11 protein-coding genes are annotated in these 15,028 nt (G+C 66.2%); 10 read left to right on the top strand and 1 reads right to left on the bottom strand.

Annotation, left to right across the window (positions count from 1 at the left end; all coding sequences use genetic code 11):
• Positions 1-17 precede the first annotated feature (17 nt).
• From ACFC4D_RS26995 to ACFC4D_RS26970, 6 genes are read left to right on the top strand one after another with little or no spacing between them, the layout of a single operon-like run.
• Positions 18-284 (top strand): hypothetical protein, encoded by a 267-nt coding sequence (locus ACFC4D_RS26995; RefSeq protein WP_376067674.1) that lies wholly within the window; start codon positions 18-20, stop codon positions 282-284.
• Positions 281-787 (top strand): hypothetical protein, encoded by a 507-nt coding sequence (locus ACFC4D_RS26990; RefSeq protein ID WP_376067672.1) that lies wholly within the window; start codon positions 281-283, stop codon positions 785-787. The genes ACFC4D_RS26995 and ACFC4D_RS26990 overlap by 4 nt, the downstream gene beginning before the upstream one ends.
• Positions 787-3,300, top strand: coding sequence for an ATP-binding protein (locus tag ACFC4D_RS26985; RefSeq protein WP_376067670.1), 2,514 nt, complete (start codon positions 787-789; stop codon positions 3,298-3,300). Before ACFC4D_RS26990 ends, ACFC4D_RS26985 begins: the two co-directional genes overlap by 1 nt.
• On the top strand, positions 3,300-5,837 hold the full coding sequence (locus ACFC4D_RS26980; RefSeq protein WP_376067668.1) for a hypothetical protein: 2,538 nt from the start codon (positions 3,300-3,302) through the stop codon (positions 5,835-5,837). The genes ACFC4D_RS26985 and ACFC4D_RS26980 overlap by 1 nt, the downstream gene beginning before the upstream one ends.
• Before the next feature lie 35 nt (positions 5,838-5,872).
• Positions 5,873-6,721, top strand: coding sequence for a hypothetical protein (locus ACFC4D_RS26975; protein WP_376067667.1), 849 nt, complete (start codon positions 5,873-5,875; stop codon positions 6,719-6,721).
• The gene (locus ACFC4D_RS26970) at positions 6,718-8,220 is read left to right on the top strand and encodes a C40 family peptidase (protein WP_376067665.1); all 1,503 of its coding nucleotides are present in this window, start codon (positions 6,718-6,720) and stop codon (positions 8,218-8,220) included. Before ACFC4D_RS26975 ends, ACFC4D_RS26970 begins: the two co-directional genes overlap by 4 nt.
• A gap of 22 nt (positions 8,221-8,242) precedes the next feature.
• Here ACFC4D_RS26970 and ACFC4D_RS26965 read toward each other — a convergent pair whose 3' ends face one another.
• Positions 8,243-10,423 carry a hypothetical protein gene (locus ACFC4D_RS26965; protein ID WP_376067663.1) on the bottom strand — a complete coding sequence of 727 codons (2,181 nt, stop codon included), beginning with the start codon at positions 10,421-10,423 and terminating at the stop codon, positions 8,243-8,245.
• 463 nt (positions 10,424-10,886) lie between these two features.
• On the opposite strand from ACFC4D_RS26965, the gene ACFC4D_RS26960 reads away from it, so the two are divergent.
• The 4 genes from ACFC4D_RS26960 (at position 10,887) to ACFC4D_RS26945 (ending at position 15,008) form a co-directional block, all read left to right on the top strand.
• Positions 10,887-12,161 (top strand): FxsB family cyclophane-forming radical SAM/SPASM peptide maturase, encoded by a 1,275-nt coding sequence (locus ACFC4D_RS26960; RefSeq protein WP_376067662.1) that lies wholly within the window; start codon positions 10,887-10,889, stop codon positions 12,159-12,161.
• Positions 12,133-12,780, top strand: coding sequence for a hypothetical protein (locus tag ACFC4D_RS26955; protein ID WP_376067660.1), 648 nt, complete (start codon positions 12,133-12,135; stop codon positions 12,778-12,780). The genes ACFC4D_RS26960 and ACFC4D_RS26955 overlap by 29 nt, the downstream gene beginning before the upstream one ends.
• A gap of 14 nt (positions 12,781-12,794) precedes the next feature.
• Positions 12,795-13,304, top strand: coding sequence for a hypothetical protein (locus ACFC4D_RS26950; protein WP_376067658.1), 510 nt, complete (start codon positions 12,795-12,797; stop codon positions 13,302-13,304).
• A 66-nt stretch (positions 13,305-13,370) separates the two neighbouring features.
• Positions 13,371-15,008, top strand: a complete 1,638-nt coding sequence (locus ACFC4D_RS26945) for a hypothetical protein (RefSeq protein ID WP_376067657.1) — start codon at positions 13,371-13,373, stop codon at positions 15,006-15,008.
• Positions 15,009-15,028 lie beyond the last annotated feature (20 nt).

The following is a 15,028-nucleotide window of genomic DNA, read 5'->3' as shown; positions in this document are numbered from 1 at the left end:
GGGAAAGGACTCCCCGCATGGGCACACAGCTCGGCAACATCCTCTATGGAGTGCTGCTCGTCTTCCGTTGGCTCGGCCTGATCATTCTGACCATCGCCAGCATGGGAATCCTCATTTCCGAGGCCACCAAGAACAAACTCTCGCCCGGTAAGGTCTTCGCGGTCACCGGGTCTGCGATCGTGGCGGCGGTGCTGTTCTGGATCCTGCCGACCATCATCAACTACGCCCGCGTCGATTCGGGCAGCGTGGTGCAGGACTTCCCGATCGGCAAGTACGGCCGATGAGTTCGGTGATCAAGGTCTTCACCCCGATCAAACGGGTGCCGACGGTGATCGGCAAGGCGCAGAACGGGCAGAAGCTGCCGTTCGGCCCGTACACGCTGCCGCAGATCGCGGCGGCGGCCGGACTGCTGGCGATCACCGCGGTGTGCTCGATGAGCTTTCCGATCAACCCGGCCGGCACGTTCGTGGCCGGGCTCGTCGTGACGGTGATCAGCGTGTTCGCGCTCGGCCTCATCCCGTACACCGGCGTCCGGTTGACCTCGCGGGTGCTGTGGGTCGGGCGACTGCTCACGCATCGAAAGCCGGTGTCCGCCTCCGGAATGCCGATCGACGCGGAGTCCGCGCGGCATACCCTGTTCATCGAGGAGTCCGTGGTGGTGATCTTCCCGGATGACCGGGTGGTGGAGCCGCGCCGCCCCGAGCCGGTGCCGAATCTCGGTGCGGGCGGCAGTTTGCTCGCGGCGATCGACGGCGGTCGCGCGCTGCTACCCGGCGGGCGCGGCTGATGGCCTTCGATCGCGACCTACAGCCGACCGTGGCGATCCGCGGGAACCTCCAGTTCACCCATTCGGGTCTGGTCACCGCGACCTACTTCATCACCCCGCTGGGGTACGGATTGCGTAAGGCCAGTGACAAATTCGATGTCAAGGCCGCGCATCACGCGCTGATCAACAGCCTGCCCAACGGGTCGCTGCTGCTGGGCATCCAGGCCGGGCTCAACACCCTCGACGTGCTCAGCAAGATGGTGGAGGGCGTCGACCTCGACGAGTCCGAGTCCTATGCGATCGAGGTCGTCGCGGCGTACGAGCGGGTTCGGGCGATCGGTCCGCAGACGCGAATCTTCCTGCTGTCCATGCCCGTCGGCTCGGCCAACCCGGGCATGTCGGGGTTGGCGCGGATGTGGCGCGGGGCGACCCCGGCGGACCTGTCCGGTGTCACCCGCGCCGATATCGAGGGCTATGAGGAGAAGGCCGCGGAGATCCTGTCTCGGATCGGCGGGGAGTTCGATCCGGTGCCGGTTCCGGCGGCACTGTTCCAATGGCTGTGGGAGCACTATCTTTCCCGGGGCGCGGCCGGAGATCCGGTGGCGCCCACCCGGGTCGGCGCGCTCGATGATGTGACGGCCGCGGTATTCCGCTCGGCCGCCCTGGACGAGGGCGCGCAGACCGACAGCGGTCGCCGTTTGCGGCCGTCGTTCGTGCCGGTGATCAAGGTGGTGCAACCCGATTTCGAGTTCCGCCCCTCCTATCAGGCGATGCTGACCCCGCACTCGTTTCCCTACGCGGGCATGACTTTTCCCGGTGGCAGCGAATTCCTCAACGTGATCGAGGGCCTGGGCGATGTCACCGTCGACTGGGGCATCCGGGTTTCGACCCGGCCCGCGGAGCAGGTGCTCAAGAACAACGAGACCAATCTGCGCCGCCTGGGCGAGCAGATGGATCAGCGCGATCAGGAAGTCTCGTTCGCGCAGAACACCCTGATGTCCAAGGCACAGATGCTGGGCGAGTACAACACCCATTTCGAGGTCAACGGTGGCGAGTCGGAGGTGTCCTTCACGACCGTCATCGCGGTCGGCGGCTCCTCGCGCGAGGCGACCATGGACGCGGTGAACCTGCTCAAACGCCGCTATCGCAGGTTTCAGGTCGAACTCACCGCACCGCTCGGCGCGCAGGTGGACCTGTGGTCGATGATGGTGCCGGGCAGTCCGCACCGGCGCGCGTTCGATGACTTCGCCCATATCGTGCCCTCGGATATGTGGGCCGGGTTCGTGCCGTTCACCAGCAGCCAGATCGGAGACGACAGCGGTCCGGTGATCGGGGTGAACCTGATGTCCGGGCATTTCGAGCCGATCCATTTCGGCATCATGGAGGCCGCGCTGCACGATCTGTCGGCGTCGTTCGCGGTCACCGGTGAGCTCGGTTCCGGCAAGTCGTATCTGCTCAAACTCATTGCGGCACTGGTCAATGACATGGGTGGGCAGTTCCTCGCGATTGACCGCAGTCAGGTGGGGGAGTGGGAACACTTCGCATCGGCTATCGACGACGCTGTAGTCATCGATCTGGCCAATCCCACTGTCTCCCTTGATCCTTTGCGCCTGTTCGATCCGCGGATCGCGGGCGAGCGCACCCTCGATTCGATTCTGCCGCTGCTGGACCTGTCACCGACCTCGGGTGCGGGCGCGGCGGCGAGTTCTCTGCTGACCCCGCGCGGTATCGCCGAGCATCGAATCCACTCACTGGTGGACCTGTTCCAGGTGGTGCTGCGCCTGCGCGATACCCCCGGAATCGGTGACGAGTACGCGGATCTGGCCTCGCGGCTGGGGACGGTCGCCGACCGGGTGCCGGTGCTGTTCAATCCGAAACTCGCGACGCTGCGACTGGACGCGGCCGCTACCGTGATTCGCAGTCATCAGGTGGCGCTGCCCTCGGCCGAGGAGTTGACCACACCGCATCTGTACAACCGGCTGCCGCTGACCAAACGACTCGGCACCGCGCTCTACGAACTTGTGGGAGTCGCGGCGCGCGAAGCGTTTCTGCGTGACAACGGCCGTTTCGGCCTGCTCATCGGCGATGAGGCGCACCACTTCACCCAGACCCAGGTCGGTGCGGCGGTCACCTCGGACTTCAGCCGTGACGGCCGAAAGCACTTGGCCGCCATCGGACTCGCCTCCCATGACCCGGCCACCGACTTCCAGGGCGCGGCACACAATCTGATTCCGAACCGCTTCGTCTTTCGCCAGCGCGATGAGGTGCTCGCACGCAACAGTCTCGAATGGCTGGGCGTCGATCTGGAGGAAGCGCCCTACCTGCTCCAGATTCTGCGCGAGGAGACCTCACCACCGATCGGTCCGGGGCGCCAGGTTCCCGAGGAACGCCGCGGCGAGATGTTCATGCGGGACGCACTCAACCGGATCGGGCGAGGCAAGATTCTCGGTCCGGCGCGGCCCGAGCGTGCCGCCGCCATCACCAGTACGCCGGGCTCGGCCCGGACGGCGATCGTGCAGGGGCGGATGGACTAGTGAGCACCGGTGCCGCACGACGTGATCGCAGCTTTCGTGGCCGCAGGCGCGATGCCGGGCAGGTCTGGGAGCTGCGGCACTGGCACCTGGGCGCGGTGGCGCGCCGGATCGGGGCGTGGGTGCGTGCGTCTCGGCGGCGCCATCGGACAGTGGTGATCGTCGGAATCATCCTGGGGTTCACCATCATTCCGGGCTGTATCGGTGCGGTGGCGATGGCGCAGAGCGGTTCCTCGGGTTCCTCGTCCGCTTCGGCCGCCAATGGTGCGCTGAGCTGGATGAACGTCCGTGATTCGGCGGGGGTGAGCCTGTCGAACTATTCGTTCGCCACCAATGAGGGCGGCATCCTGCATCCCTTCACCAGCGGACTGGCCTTGGCGATCAATCTCGAGTTCGCGGGCTGGATGGTCATCGTGGTGACCGGTATCTGGTTGATCGGATTCGTGCTCAGCTTCAAGTGGATGGATCTGTTCGCGGCACCGCTGCGCGCGATCGCTGAGGGATTCACCGAGCAGGTCAGCATTCCGATCGTGCTCATCACCGCCGCATCACTGGGCGCGTTCTGCGTCGCGTGGTTCGTCCTGCGCGGGTTTCACGCCAAAGCGGTCATGCAGGTGGTGACCATGCTCGCGGTAGCGATACTGGGCCCGGTATTCCTGGCCGATCCGCTCGCGGAGGTACTGTCCTCGGACGGCTGGCTGACCCAGGGTCGCGATCTGGGCATCACGGTCGCGGCCGGTCTCAATGGCGACAAGAGCCCGCAACCCAACGCGATCGTCGCCTCGATGCAGGAACAGCTGGCCGACAACTTCGCGCGAAAGCCGTTGCAGGTGTGGAACTTCGGTCATGTGATCGATGAACGCCCGGCCTGCGGTACCGCCTGGACCAACACCGTGTCCAGCGGCAACGACGATCGGATCAAGGACGCGATCCGCTCCTGCGGTGACAGCGAAGCATATGCCACCGCGAAGGATCCGACCGCCGGGCAATTCGGCGCGGGCCTGCTGCTGCTGATCTCCGGGACGCTGCTGCTGGCTTTCGGCGCGGTGCTCGCGGTCAAGATCGTCCGCTCGGCGCTGGACTCGGTCTATCACGCGTTCCTGGCCATATTCGGTTTCGCCGCAGGCGGATTCGTCTACGGCCCCACCCAGACCTTCCTGGTGCGCAGCGTGGTGCACTCGCTGTTCGCCGCGCTGCGGATGGCCGTGCAGGTGATCTTCCTCGGCATCTACGTGTTGTTCCTCGGCGATATCTTCAAGCACGCGCAGGGTCAGGTGATGGCGGTCTTCGTCATGGGCGCGATTCTCGAGATCATCGCCATCACCCAGCTCAAGCGCTTGGACGCGAGCCTGGACCGCGGCAATGACTGGGTGGCCAACCGGTTCTCGCAAACTCTGCACGGTGCCACCCAGGGCGGCGTCGGGGGCGGCGGTGCCGCCCTGGGCATGGGCAATGTCGGCGCGCACCGCCACGGTCTGGGAATCCTCAAGACCCTCGGCGCGGCCTCGGTGATCGGCAGTTCGCCCGTCACCGCGTGGATGCTGCATCGCCGTAATGGCATGATGCCCGACTCGAAACTGGAATACGCGGCGACCCTTGCGAACTGGGGTGCTCAGGCCGTGCCGGGGCTGGGTGGTCCGATGGGCTGGAACGTCCAGTCGATGCTGAGCCGACAGCTCTACGCGGATTCGGCCATGCGGGCGGCGATGAAGAACGGTGGTATCGATACGGTCCTGGGTGCCGCGGCCGCGATTCAGGGAGCCATCGACGTGGGCGCCGGTATCCCGGATTTGAACGGTGCGCTCCAGGGCGCGGGTTTCACCGATACCGCTCTCATCTCACGTGCGATCAAGTCGTGGAATATCGCCGAGAAGGACTCGGAGGGGAACGTGCTCTCCGACAAGCACCTGGCTCATGTGGCGGCCGCGTTGAACCGAGCGCAGAACACCACGAACCGATTGGTGCGCGGCGGAGGCAGATTCAAGCCGGGCGATGCCGATCAGGCCGCCGCGGACATCGCGACACTGCAGGCGTCGGCCTATCGACTCCGCCGGCGGCGGTCCGGTGGTGTCACCTTGGATGAGGGAAACGCCCTGCACCCGCAGTGGGATTTCGTCAACGACTACATGGACAGACCATCCCAGTCCAAGCTGATCGCTCTGGCGAATGTGATCAACGGGACGCAAGCGCCTTCGGAGACGGACACGAACCCGGACGCCGCGCGCCTCCGCAGGCATATGGCGGCGCTGTCCGATGCCGGCGTCGGACGCTATGACGCGGACCGAATGTGGGCGTGGATCGGCAATGAGCACGCGAAGCGGATCTCGGGCGCTGCGAACGCCCTGGCGCAGAATCCGGACGATCGGGAACTCATGCAGTCGGTCAGAAGGCAGGTGGCCGGAGCCCGTGACAGCGAAAGCTGGACACCGAGCGGTATGCGAACCCCGCTGCAGCAGTTTGCTCGGCCCCGTACCAGCCTTCCCGACGGCGACTGGTCGGCGATGGCCGGTGTGGCGGATCGGCTCCGACGGCATACCTAACCCGGTGAACCCACCCTTCCCAGAGAGAAGAGACGATGAGACTGCTTGCGGCCCTGGCGGTTCCCGCTGTGCTGGTCGTGCTCGTCCTCACCTTCCTGGTGGTGGTGTTCGGCGGGATCGACAGCGCGGTGGCGTCCGATTTCGATCGTCAGTGCGAGGTGGCCATCCCAAACCCGTCCGCGACCGTCACGGCCACGGTCACAGTGGCCGCGAGTCCGGTCGCCGCGCCGGTGTCGCCGTCGTTGACTGCGAATCCCTACGCGGAGTTGACTTTCGCGGCCGATGACACCTCGGTGACCGATCGGCAGCGGGCCTGTGCCAGTGCCATGCGGACCGCCGTCTATCAGCAGCGACCGCCGCTGAACACGCGCGCCACCGGTGCGGCGGCGCGATGCGCGGGAGAAACGATTGCCGCACTGGTGAATCGGAACAGCGGCGGGGCCGCCGGGGGCGCACAGGTCGAGCCCGCCGCGATCACCGCGGCCGTACTGCACCGGATCTCGGCCGCGACAGCGACGGGGTATTGCCAGCCGCTCACCGATGCGGAGGCGCAGTCCCTGAGCGCGGCCCGCTCCGGCCGCAATCCCGACCGCTGTCCACTCCCGGGTTCCGGAGAGGTACTGGTTCTGCCCGACAGTATTGCGGCCCAAAGCCTTTGCGGTGAACAGGTGGCCACCGGGGCGGAGTCTCCCGGCGATCTGGTGTTCTGGGACTATCGAGCCAACGCACCGACAAGGGTGGGCCTGGCCGTCGAGGCCGGGCAGAGCACGGGCGGGTCGATGGTCGTGGTGAGCTGGGATCCGAACTCGGGCAGGCTGCTGGAGCTCGCCATGCCCAGCGGATCGGGCGTGCGCGTCAAACGGGTGCTGGGAGACGCGACGTGACCGAAGCGGCAGAGGTATCGACCGAGTCGGAAGCCGTTGCGGCGGAACGAGAAACGCCGCCCGGCCCGATCACCCCGTGGAACCGGCGCGCGCCGGGTGCGACCTGGCCGCCGCCGATACCGGCGGGCGGTCCACCCCGGCCCGGTGCGGGCCAGCCCTCCGCAACCCCCGCCGTCGACGCGCTCGCGGCCGGTAACCCGCCGCGCACCACGCCCGCGGCGGCTCCGGCCGGGCCCGGTGCTCCCCAGGCTTCGTCCCCGGCTGGTACGGCGGCACCGCCCGCCGGTCCACCCGCTGCGGCAGCGGCGCCGGTCGGGGCACCCGCCGGGCCCGATGCCGCCGCGCGTCCGGATTCCGGTCGGGTGCACTCGGATTCGGGCGAGCGACAGCATGACGACGGTCCGCTGTCCAATATCGACACCAAGGCGCTGGCCTCGGCCGCGCCCATGCTGGCCATGCTGCCGATGATGCTCTCCTCGCTGCTCGGCGGCGCGGGCGGAGGTTCGGGATCCGGCGGCGGCGCACCGCAGAACGTCGCGGGCACAACGGATTCCGGACAACCTACCGGCGGTGGCACCGCTACCGCGGACGGCGCGGGCACATTATCGCCGCAGGCCCAGGACGCCATCAAGGCGCTGCGGCGGCTCCGCGACACCTACGGCCAGTCCAGCGGGACACCTTCCGGAACCGGCAAGAAGCCGGCGACCCCGGGAGTCACACCGGGTGCCGATCCGGGTAAGGGCGGGACGGCCGGCAATGGCACCGCGGCCGCGCTGTCCGCCGTGCAGCTCTATCAGCGCACCGCCGCAATCGCTTTCAATAATCTCGACAATCAGCTCGCGGGCTACCTGGGTGGTCTGGCCGGGCAGCACGGGATCAACAAGGCGGCACTCACCTCGTTGATCAAGGAGCTCGATATCGCTCTGATCAAACTCGGGACGGCGGCGTACACCCCCGCCGGGGCGCAGAAGGTGCACGACATTCTCACCGTCGCCCTGCGCCAGGGCCTGACCCTGGCGGGTGCGGGTCAGGTCAGTGCGGCCGATACCGCCGCCGCGATAGACGGTCTGACGGCCCAATACCTGTACAACATCACCGGGCACAACTATCCGGGGACCGGGGTGTCCGGGGGTGGGGTGTCGGCGGCAGTGCAGAAGGTGATCGCGGTGGCTACTGCCCAAGTCGGCAAACCATACGTGTGGGGCGCGGAAGGCCCCAACTCGTTCGACTGCTCGGGTCTCATGCAATACGCGGCCCGCGCCGCCGGGGTGAACATCCCCCGGGTCTCGCAAGATCAGTACCGTCAGTTGCCCAAAGTGAATCCCGCCGATATCCGGCCGGGCGACCTGATCTTCCCCGCCGGGCATTACAACGGCGGCAGCCCGACGCACGTCATGATGTACATCGGCAATGGCCGCTGCGTGGAAGCCCCGCGTACCGGGCTGAACGTCCGCATCGTCGCGCTCCCGTCGAGCTACGCCGCCAGTCGGTGGAGCTGAACCACCGACTGGCGGCGTGCCATCAGGCGTGATGCCAGGGCGAGAGTTGATTCGCGGTGTGCAGCGTGGAGATTCGGAATCCCGAGTTCACGAATTCCATTCGGATGCGGTCGATTTGAGCGGTGGTCGCCGCCGGATTGTGCAGCGCCTCGGAGTACGCGTGAGCCAGCGTCTGGTGCCGGAGCGCGAGTTGATTGCCGATGTGCAGACGCTTGTCGACCCCGGCCGCTCGCCATTGCGCGGGCGTGATCGCGGCCAGTTGATCCAGTGAGGCCCCCTGCATGACCCACCGCACGAACGGATCGTTGTCGTCCACGGCGTTGACCGGTGCCAAGGCGTGCCGGGCGAAGTTGTCCGCCGCCACCACGGCCTGACTTGCGATGGCGCTCTTGGGATCACCGTCCCTGAGATGGTTGTGGACGCCGAAGGTCGCCGCGACCGCCTTCTGCACCGCGGGCACACCGATCGGATCCACCATCATGCTGGCCTTCTGCGCCGCCAGTGCGCGTTCGGCATTGATCACCTGCTGATGCGTAGCGCCCGCCCAGAGCATGGCCGGAATCAGCATGGCGTCGGGAGCCTTGCTGTCGTACAACCCGTCCAGGATATTGGCAACCTGCAGATCGGTCTTGGGACCGTTGGTGCCGTCCGAGCGCAGTCCCGCCTTGTGAATCCAGTTGTCGCGCGCGGACTTGTTCCACTCGTGCGTCTCCAGGCTCATCGGCGAGGCCGCCATATTCTCCTTGTCCATCTTGCGGCGGCGCCGCGACAGCGGGTTCATCGGATTCACAACCCCGCCTGCCATCCAGGCCGCGGCCGGTGAGGCATTGAGGGTGTTGAGCATCGCGAGTTTGGGGATCAGTCCGATACCGCCGGAACCGCCCGCGCGTACCGTTCCCATCCCCATGCCGAGCGCGGTGCCACCGCCGGAACCGCCGCTCGCGGTGCGGGGCACACCGTTTTGGACCGCGAGCGCGAATCGGTTCGCGATCCAGTCATTGCCCTTGCCGATGCTGCTGCTCAGGTGTTTGAGCTGAGACAGTGCGATGACTTCGACCAGCCCGGCGGTGACCAGCACCGCCATCACATGTCCCTGCGCCTGTTCGAAGATATTGCCGATGAACACCATGTAGAAGCTCAGGAAAATGACGTACAGCGTCATTCGCGCCGCGGCGACGAAACCGTGAACCAGGCTGCGTACCAGGAAGTTCTGCGTCGGGCCGTAGATGAAGCCGCCGGCCGCGAAGCCAAGGATCGTCAGGAAGCCCTGATAGATCGAATCCAGCGCGGCTTTGATCACCCGGACCGCCAGGAACACCGCGAACAACAGCAGCAGGGTGCCGCAGATGAGCAGGATCAGGCCCGTGCCGACCTGACCCATGGTCGGATTGTCGGCCCGCGCGGCGGCGGTGCCGTCACCACATTCGCGCAGTCCCTTGCGAACTCGTCCGTCGTCACCGGCGGACACCCCGGTTGTCCATGCACTGCGGCACGCCGGTGCGCTATCCACCACATGCCCGAAGTTCCAGACCTGCAACGGACTTCGCGCGAAATTGTCGGCCAGTTTGCCCTGCAGAGTCGAGATGAGCCGTGCCGGATCGGGAGTGGCGTCGCCATTGAGTCCGGCGGCGACGGAGATGCCCAGATCCCGCCCCTGCGCCAGCAGCCCATCGGGCGAGAGCACCTCCGCGAGCGGATCGGCCAGGAACATCGGTCCCAGCGTGGCCACGGCCAGCATGGTCACCACCTGCGTGGTCGCCTTCGCGTGATAACCGCGCAGTGCGAACCAGGCGACACAGAACGCACCGAGCGTGGCGGCGGTGATGAGCATCATCGGCGTCGCGACGGTCTGCGTGAAGGCACGTGCCAGCCCGTGCAGCGCCGTTGAGAACAGGCTCAGCCATTGGAAACTCAGCGCGTAGCCGATCAACCAGATCGCGCTGATGACGATGACCATGTACCCGGTGAACTCCAGCCCGAGCAGGGTCCACAGCACGGTTGCGGCCGGGTCGAGTATGCCGCCGTGGTCGGTGACGAAGGAATAGTTCGCCAGTGGCACTCCTGAGGAGTCCCGCACATTCATCCAGCTGAGGCCGTCGATCCCGCCCCCGCTGCTCCCGGTCTCGTTCGCGGTGCCGCTCGCGCCCGCCGCCGCGCCTATCAGGCCGGGAAAGACGAAGAGCGCGAACAGGATCCAGAACATCCATCGAAGTCGTCGGCGCAGCCTGCGATCGGCACGGCACCGCCGCGTCCATGCGGCGGCACGGCGACAACAACCGTCCGATTCGGTGGAATTACGGGATTTCATCGACTTCCGGCGCGGCCGCTGTGACCGGCCGCGCGGCGAGCGCCTGGCCATGAGGTGGGAGATTACTCGAGAATCTCGAAACGATTCAATACGAATTACTCACCTACTGTTCACTGATCCTTAACGTGTCGTGCACCGCCTGGACGGACGGACCGAATTTCGCGAAACATGCGTTCACCGGCCATTTCTCAACATTGGGAAGCAGCGTCCTCGCTGGTCGAGCCCTTGCGCTAGGTTTGGGACGCCCGCCATGGCGTCGAATTGCCCGGCCACTGTTCCGATTCCGGCGCTGCTGACGACGACTCAATCCACACTGCGCGACTGTCGTATTTCGCGCGGCATGAGAGGACCGATATCGGTGGAGCAGTTTATCAGCGAATTACCTTGGCGTGGTTGGGGTCTCGATTTCGCCGAGGTGCGCCGCGGCGGCTGGCGGCCCAAGGCGTTCAACGAGTTCATCGTCAAGATTCACGGTCACTGCAACCTCGCATGCGATTACTGCTACGTCTACGAAATGGCCGACCAGAGCTGGCGTGAGAAGCCGAAGGCAATGTCGCGCAGCGTTTTTCGCGACACGTGCGAGATGATCAAAGATCACGCCGTCGGCTATGGGCTGCCTGCGGTCAACCTGGTGCTGCACGGCGGTGAGCCGCTGTTGGTCGGAACCAATGAGCTGGAGTACTTTGCCCGGACCGCCCGTGAGGTACTCGATCCGGTGGTGCGGCTCCGGCTCGCGGTGCAGACCAACGGTGTGCTGATCGACGAGGATGTGCTGCGCATCTGCGAACGCTGGAACGTCAGGATCGGTGTCAGCCTGGATGGCGCTGAGCCCGACCATGATCGGCATCGCTTCGACCGCGCCGGTCGCGGCAGTTACGCCCGGGTCGTGGCCGGATTGGAGCAGCTGCTGGCGCCCCGGCATCGGCAGTTGTTCTCGGGCCTGCTGTGCACCATCGACGTGGCGAACGATCCGGTGCGCACCTACGAGTCGATGCTGCTGTTCGAGCCGCCGCTCGTGGATTTCCTTTTGCCCCATGGGAACTGGACCACGCCACCACCGGAACGCGGCGTCGATCCGTCCCGCACCCCCTATGGCGATTGGCTGATCGCGGTTTTCGACAGGTGGTACGACGCGCCCGAGCGAGAGACCGGAGTCCGGCTCTTCGGCGACATCATCGATCTGCTGCTCGGTGGCCGCGCCACCTCCGAAGTTGTCGGCCTCGGCCCGATTCGGCTCGCGGTCGTCGAGACCGACGGTTCTCTCGAACAGGTCGACGAGCTGAAATCAGCCTTCGCGGGCGCGCCCCGAATTCCGGTGCGCGGCGAGGGCAACCCGCTCGATATGGCCATGTGGGATCCCTCGGTGATGGCTCGCCAGATCGGAGCCGCCGCCCTGAGCCCCACCTGCCTCGACTGTCCGATCCAAAAGATCTGTGGCGGTGGCCATTACGTACACCGCTACCGGGAAGCAGATGGCTTCCGCAATCCGTCGGTGTACTGCGCCGACCTGAAGAAACTCATCACCCATATCGAAGCCCGGGTACGCATCGACCTCGACGCGGTACCGGTGCCCACCGATTCGAAACCATTACAGGAGTTGGACCATGCCCGCCCCGGCACACCGGATCGATGACAGCGCAACGAGTCTGGACGCGAACCCGGGGCTGACGACTGAACTGTCCGCTGTGCACACGATCTTCCGGCGAGTACGCGATCTGGAACCTGATCCGGGCGGTGTCCGCGACCTGGTGTCGCGCTGGGATACGGGCGCTCCGCCCTGCGCGGAGTTGCCGAGCGCGACCGCCATTGCACAGCAACGGATTCCCGCCCGTTATCTCCGCTTATATCTGGCCGCGACGCCGGATCCCGGTTCCGACGCGGCGCAGGCGGAGGGATACACCGAGCTCGAGGGTGACCGTGCTTACCGCGCGGGCTATCTCTCCGAGGCGGTGGCGCTCTACAGCCGCGAACTGCGAGCCGATCCGCTGCGGCCCCAAGCGTGGGCCGGACTTCGTCTCGCGGCGTCGAAACTCTTCGGCGACAGCGACTTCGGCGTGCTGGACGCTCGGGCCGAAGTGGTCGCCCACCTCTACGCCGCCCTGGGTCCGGAGACCGAGATCCTCGCCCTGCTGCGCTGGTTGACGACGCCCGCGACGACAATTCCCACGGCTGGGAATCCCGGAGAATCGACACCGAACCAGAGCCCGGAACAGGCTCGGCCGCACGATCATTCCGCGGCAGACGGTCGCTGAGTTGAGGTGAGTGCATGGGCTTCGGAGGCTTCCTGAAGAGCGTCGCCGGCGCGGTGATCGTCGGTGGCGCGACGGCCGTCGGGTTCGGACTCGGCGGCGGTCCACTCACCGCCGGACTACTCGGTGGAGCCGCTCAAACCCTGTGGAGCCACTGGGGTGAGGGCAAAGGCTGGACCGAATCCCTGGCGACCGGAGCGGCGGTCGGCGTCCTGGGCGGAGGCGTCGGCGGCCTGCTGGGTGGAGCCGAAAGCGGACTCATCAAAGGCGGACTGAAGAACACCATCAAAGGTGTGAAGGACACGATCGAGGCCTATCGCGTGCCATCGAGTGTGCTGAAGATGGGCGAGCGCCGCGAATACGCGATGGTCGGCAATGTGCTGCGGCCGAAAGTGGGAACCATCGCGTCCGGTGCGACCGCCGGTTACGCGAGTTACTGGGCAGGAAACAGAGATTCGGGTGGTGGTGCGCCCGGCGGCGGTGGGCAATCGGGGCCGAAGGAAATTCCGATCATCGCGATCTCGTGACACCTATGTCCGCGCAATAGCTGTTCAGGATGGTGCGATGTGGGAACCAACATCGAAAAAATCTTCATGCCCGATACCAACGCGATGCGGTTGCAGAACTTCGGTGAGCAGTACTACGTCGCGCCCGTGCTGGAACAGGGCTACCGCACCCTGCCCAAAACCTTTGCGACGACCTTCAACAGTTTCGGCGTCGAGCCCGCGACCCCTCCGCCGACCAAATCCGATCCGCCGCGGATCGAGACGCCCGCCCTGTCGGGATTGCAGAGTACGGGTATCGCGAACTATCAGGATCTGCTGTCGAGGCTGCGCACCTCGTTCACCAATCTGAAAGCGGCGAACGCCGTTATCGCACCGGTCGTGAAGGATACGGCGGCCACCGGCGATGCGGCGCAGGACAACATCAACACGATCATCCTCGGTATGAAGGAGAGCGCGAAGCAGGTCCCACCCGGGACCACGACCGAAAACCAGTGGGTCATGACACTCATCACCCAGGTCACCGATGATCTCACCGCGGTCGTCAGCGACGCCAAGGAGAAGCTGCAACAGCAGAAGGGTGAGATCGACGCGGCCGCGAAAACGATCGCGGACCAGAAGGATCTGATCGCCAAGTTGCAGGCGCAGGTCGACGGGAAGGCCGGTGACCCGCCGCCCGCCGGTACGCCACCGGGCACCACCGGCAACCCCTACACGCCACCGCCTTTCGATTCCGGATCGCTGATCGACGGCTTGCTCCCCAAGCCGAACGATGGCTCCACCCCGCCGGTGGTGACCCCGACACCGGATCCGACGAAGCCACCCGGCAGCGACGGGACCACGCCGCCCGGTTCCACTCCCGATCCGTCCACCGATCCGAGTGGCGACCTGCCGACTCCCACACCGCAGAACCCTGCCCCGCCCGACACGTCGAGCCAATACCCGAACATGGCCTCGCCCGCGGGCATGGGTGGTATGGGCAGCGGTATGGATCCGATGAGCATGATGCTGCCCTCGCTGATGAGCGCCATGCAGAACCCGATGAACGATCGGTATCAGGCCGATCCGGATCGCTACAACGAGGATCCCTACGATCGGTACCCGCAGAACGCGGTTCCGGTGCAAGCGTCCCCGGCCGCTGTCACGCCGCAGGCCCCGGCCACCACGCCACCCTCGACGACCACCACACCGCCCGCGACGACGGACAAGCCCGCCAACCCGGCACCGCCCGCCGCGGCGGCGCCCGCGCCGGATGCCGATGGGGGAGTGGACTATCCGTTCCCGGACGGCAAGACCCAGCGGGTGTCGGTCATCGTGGCCAAGGCCCTGGACAAGGCGTTCGGCAACAAGAAGGGCACCGACGCCCAGGCCGCGTACGCGGACACCTCGGCGAAGTGGTCCGACAACAAGCAGATCGGCGATCGGGTCGATCCGAGCCAGCTCATGACCGGCGACGTCGGCATCTGGGAGAACCCGGATCTGGTGGCCATCGTGCGTGCCATGGGCTCGGACGCCGAGGCATCGCTCGACGTCATCGTGAACGGGGAACTGCGCAGGTATCCGGACCAGGTCTCGGAGACCTCGGGCGAGCTGGGCAAGTTCGTGGGCTGGGCGCATCCGCGCGGTATCGAGATCACCGGGACCAGCGCCAAGCACGGTGACGGTCCGGTGCCCGGAATCGGTGCTCCCGCAGCGCCATTGCCGGTGGTCGCGGCTCCGGCGAGCTGATCGAGCGGTGGTGGAAGGAG

The organism is Nocardia sp. NPDC056000, from assembly GCF_042269265.1.
Taxonomy (GTDB): domain Bacteria; phylum Actinomycetota; class Actinomycetes; order Mycobacteriales; family Mycobacteriaceae; genus Nocardia.
This window is presented reverse-complemented; position numbering and strand designations above follow the sequence as displayed.

Coding starts and splice junctions, on each gene's coding strand:
- ACFC4D_RS26955 (WP_376067660.1), top strand. CDS start 12,133: ATGCCCGCCCCGGCACACCGGATCGATGACAGCGCAACGAGTCTGGAC.
- ACFC4D_RS26945 (WP_376067657.1), top strand. CDS start 13,371: ATGCCCGATACCAACGCGATGCGGTTGCAGAACTTCGGTGAGCAGTAC.
- ACFC4D_RS26965 (WP_376067663.1), bottom strand. CDS start 10,423: ATGTTCTGGATCCTGTTCGCGCTCTTCGTCTTTCCCGGCCTGATAGGC.
- ACFC4D_RS26990 (WP_376067672.1), top strand. CDS start 281: ATGAGTTCGGTGATCAAGGTCTTCACCCCGATCAAACGGGTGCCGACG.
- ACFC4D_RS26995 (WP_376067674.1), top strand. CDS start 18: ATGGGCACACAGCTCGGCAACATCCTCTATGGAGTGCTGCTCGTCTTC.
- ACFC4D_RS26985 (WP_376067670.1), top strand. CDS start 787: ATGGCCTTCGATCGCGACCTACAGCCGACCGTGGCGATCCGCGGGAAC.
- ACFC4D_RS26975 (WP_376067667.1), top strand. CDS start 5,873: ATGAGACTGCTTGCGGCCCTGGCGGTTCCCGCTGTGCTGGTCGTGCTC.
- ACFC4D_RS26950 (WP_376067658.1), top strand. CDS start 12,795: ATGGGCTTCGGAGGCTTCCTGAAGAGCGTCGCCGGCGCGGTGATCGTC.